Raw genomic sequence first — 1661 nt, 5'->3', positions numbered from 1 at the left:
TGCGACCCGAATCCCTGGGCGAGCTCGGCGATGGTCGGCTCTGGAATCCCCGCAGCGGCACGGTTCTCCCGGTCCCGGGCGTGGCGCTTGGTGTCGATGGCGTCGGCGATGGGGTCGAAGGTTTCGCCCTCGCCTGGTGCGGGTGGCTCCCAGTTGGGGGTGCAGTCGAGGCACATTAGGCGGCGCTCGTCTTCCTTGTGGTGCGCTTGCGGGGCGCGGCCGCCTTCTTGGCGGTCGCCTTCTTCGCGGGCCTCTCGGCGAGGAAATCCGTCCAGTCCTCGGCCTCCCCGCCGACGAGCCTTCGCGGCATCAGCAGTCCGATGAACCCCTCGTCGTCAGTGAGCAGGATCGGCCTGCCGGGTGCGCCGAAGGTGAGCCGAAGTGTCGGCGATCCGCACGCCTTGAAGTCCGCCAGGAAAGTCGGGTTGATCCCAGCCTCGTGACCACGCTCATCGGCACCCTCGGTCGCCTTGCGGACGAGTGCACGGAGGTCCGGGAACTCGCCGGGCGTAAGTGCGTAGGTGAAGCGCGAGGAGTCGAACAGGTCGAACCCACCCGCCCCCTCGGCGATCAGGTTGTCGCCGTCGATCGTCAGGCTCAGCTCGGGATTCATGCTCCGGGTCGGCTTGAACATGGACAGCAGTGACCGGACGGAGCGCAACGGGATCAGCGCACGGAACGCAGGCCACTCGATGGTCGGGTCGTCGTCGGTTGGTCGCTTGGCGATCCGCTTGACGCCGATGCGGAACCGGTCGGTCGACATGGCGTACAGCCACTTGCCGTCCGTCTCGATCAGCACCGCGTTGATCACGGGCAGCGCGTCGTCCTTGCCCGCCAACGGCAGGACCGGGTGCACCACGGCGGCGAGCTCGCGAGCCGTGAGGTTGAGAGTGGTGGTCATCGGAAGTCCTTCTGTCGAGATGCGTTGTTGGCCCGTCGCATCGCGCACGGGGCCTAGGAATTGGTCGGGGCGCCCTGTTCCTGCCAGGGCGCCCCTCGATCCGCCGACCACGCGAACAGTCACGTGGGCGACGGAAGATCAGACAGTGGTGTCGCTGATGCGCTCAAGCCGCCAGGTCGGGTGGCAGCGTGAGGTGTGCCTCTCGCCGTCGAGTCGGACGCCGATGTACTGGTCGGGGAACGACACGACCGTCCCCGGCTTGCCGTCAACCGCGACCCGGTCGCCGCGCTTGAAGTCGACGCCGTAGTAGCGGCGCACGTACTCGGCACTCATGCCGACCTCACCACGATGTCCAGCAGCATCACCAGCACCAGCAGCCCGATGACCGCACCGACCACGACGACCACGGCGACAGACCGGGCACGATGGTCAGGGTCGAAGATGGGCCTGTTGGCGGTCATGAGTGGCACTCCTCGTCGTGCTCATCCGCGTCACGATCTGCCGCTTCCTCGGACTCCAGCTCGTCGGACCACCAGTTGCACTCCGCGCAGTAGGCCCGGTAGCGGTGGATCTCCGTGACGTCGGCGCTCACTGCCACCACCGCCCCGTCCACAGGTTCCAGCCGCCCCAGATCAGCAGCAGCGCCAGGATGAGGGTGACCAGAGTCCACGCCGCGAACCAGGGATCGGGGTTCATGCAGCTCGCCCCTGAAGTTCGATCTCGATCAGCGCGACCCCTTCGGTCGTCAATCCGACTTCGG

The 1661-nt window shown here is 67.1% G+C and carries 3 protein-coding genes; all 3 read right to left on the bottom strand.

The window, feature by feature from the left end; translation table 11 throughout:
* Positions 1-175: 175 nt before the first annotated feature.
* Genes ACPZVR_RS25365 through ACPZVR_RS25355 form a run of 3 tightly spaced genes read right to left on the bottom strand, consistent with a single transcriptional unit; the run spans position 176 to position 1362 of the window.
* The gene (locus tag ACPZVR_RS25365; RefSeq protein ID WP_436702474.1) at positions 176-1024 is read right to left on the bottom strand and encodes a hypothetical protein; all 849 of its coding nucleotides are present in this window, start codon (positions 1022-1024) and stop codon (positions 176-178) included.
* 15 nt (positions 1025-1039) lie between these two features.
* Positions 1040-1234, bottom strand: coding sequence for a hypothetical protein (locus tag ACPZVR_RS25360; protein WP_436702473.1), 195 nt, complete (start codon positions 1232-1234; stop codon positions 1040-1042).
* Complete coding sequence (locus ACPZVR_RS25355; protein ID WP_436702472.1) at positions 1231-1362, bottom strand: hypothetical protein; 132 nt, start codon at positions 1360-1362, stop codon at positions 1231-1233. The genes ACPZVR_RS25360 and ACPZVR_RS25355 overlap by 4 nt, the downstream gene beginning before the upstream one ends.
* Positions 1363-1661 lie beyond the last annotated feature (299 nt).

It is taken from the genome of Nocardioides segetis (assembly GCF_051390595.1).
Lineage (GTDB): Bacteria > Actinomycetota > Actinomycetes > Propionibacteriales > Nocardioidaceae > Nocardioides.
The sequence above is the reverse complement of the archived record's forward strand: the minus strand, read 5'-3'. Positions and strand labels throughout refer to the sequence as shown.

Excerpts from the sequence above, each read along its gene's own strand:
- ACPZVR_RS25360 (WP_436702473.1), bottom strand. The coding sequence starts at position 1,234 with ATGAGTGCCGAGTACGTGCGCCGCTACTACGGCGTCGACTTCAAGCGC.
- ACPZVR_RS25355 (WP_436702472.1), bottom strand. The coding sequence starts at position 1,362 with ATGACCGCCAACAGGCCCATCTTCGACCCTGACCATCGTGCCCGGTCT.